This is a genomic window from Metasolibacillus meyeri, assembly GCF_003049505.1.
GTDB classification, from domain to species: Bacteria; Bacillota; Bacilli; order Bacillales_A; family Planococcaceae; genus Metasolibacillus; species Metasolibacillus meyeri.
Window position 1 is genome coordinate 1 of sequence record NZ_PYWN01000194.1, and the last position, 1,973, is coordinate 1,973.

Consider the following 1,973-nt stretch of genomic DNA (forward strand, 5'->3'; position numbering starts at 1 on the left):
TTTGGTACTATCATTTGTATCAAATTACGGTTAATTACATTACCACCTAAATTGATAAACATTACATTACCATTTAATTGGCTCGCAAACTCACTTGCGTTGAAATTTTCGATAGTCGCCTCAATCGGCTTTTCTTGTTGATTTGCTAAATAGATTAATACGTCCATGTTTTTCTCTCCTTTAATTTTTATTTTGGTAATCCAGTTATGGTAGCGTTGCTAAAATCGACAATACCATAAAATCTAGTTGTATAACCAAGAGTAATGCCACTTAAAGCATACAAATCTAAATTACCCACGGAATTTTGCATGATATGTGATGTAGGGAAACGAATAGCTTTATCGCCACTCCCTCGTAGATATAAAGAGTTACCTGCATAAATATCTCTGTTTATATCGATGTTTGTTGCACCGCTGATATCGCCATTTACCATGACAGCTCCATTTAAATTAATACGATTAGCATTAATTGTAGCGACGCCTGGCGATAAATTAATATCTGTTATCGCACCGCCCTTATCGATTTTCAAGTTAATATTGTTCGACAATTGCGTGATAGATGAATTAGTATTTGCAGCTAAATTCGAAACGGATAATTCTATTTGATTAGCCCGTATATCCACTTGCGCAATCTCATTTGTAATACGATTATTTACTGATGCGTTGATATTATCTGCCTTAATATTGATTTGCGCCATTTCCTGCGTAATACGGTTATTAACTGACAAATTAATGTTATCCGCTTTTATATCAACAGCGGCGATGGATGTATTTAGCTGTTCGACTTCAAGAGTTATACGTTCATTAGTTTGCGTTATTTCGCTTCTAAATTCACCCTGTAATTCGCCTTTTGTTTCTTCGATTTCTTCTTTTAATTCTTCTTTTGTTTCGTCAATATATTCATTGGTATCACCGATTTTTTCTTCATGGTCTGCCAAAATATCCTCTGACGATTTGGGCAAAGAGTTACCAAATACTACGCTTGACGTTATCAATTCACCATCATGCAATACTTTTGTTTGCTTTAAAATACGTGTGTTCATTTCAATATTTAATGGCTCGTATATTAGCCATACACGCTCACCATTTGCCCTTGATACTAATTCGGGTATGGTTGTTTCGATTGCCAATTGCGGCTCGTCCTGTAGCTTGCTTTTAATATAATTTAATAATGCTGTAGTGTCCGTAAAACGCTCATCTTTAACAGGTTCTTCTTCTCTTATTCCAAAAATTGACGAGTTAGGCGATGTATACTCAACCGTTAACCCATCTTTACCAAAACCCTTTATGAAAGTTGCTAGATTAGTAGTGTCCTCTTGCAATACAATCGAGCTGATATTGTGCTTGTAGCGATATTGGTAATCATTATTGTCACCTATCTCTTTTGCAAAATGAAGTTGTTTATTCGGGCGAATCTCAAACTCTACCTCGTGTGCTTTACATATTTTTTGTACCAACCTAACCACGTTGTCATTGCCAAATGAGCGTATATAATTAGTAATGTTTGCTATATTAGCATCTGCCGTAAAAGTCCACCCTGTACCACTCAATGCAAAATTAAGATGATTATTTAACGTATGATTACCGTTAAAATTACCATGCCTAAAAGTCTTTAAATGGTCATAAAAAATGCTTAATGCCGTAACTGTTTTGCTATGCACATTGTCATTAAATACTTTAATTCTAAAATCAGTGCCCTCCACAGTGATGATACTTTCCGACTGCAAAATATCATAAGCAGGATTGTTATGTGGAAATGTAGTAAACGACACTGTAAACGTGCCCTCTACATCCTGCTCCATTTTAAAGTCAGTGCCAATATTTATTAAAGGCTCAACTTGCGAACCATCTAAGCTAGTGACATAAAACAATTTTTCACCGCCTTTGTATTGAGATAGCCCTCCACACTAATCTGTGGAAGGCTGTTAAATATTTGATATTAAGTTGTTGATTAGTTACTACTTATTTGGGGAC

General features: G+C 35.3%; 1 protein-coding gene. It reads right to left on the reverse strand.

The annotated features are described in order from the left end of the window. Window positions 1-187 precede the first annotated feature (187 nt). Complete coding sequence (locus C9J34_RS20555) at window positions 188-1,870, reverse strand: phage tail protein (RefSeq protein WP_107842039.1); 1,683 nt, start codon at window positions 1,868-1,870, stop codon at window positions 188-190. Window positions 1,871-1,973 lie beyond the last annotated feature (103 nt).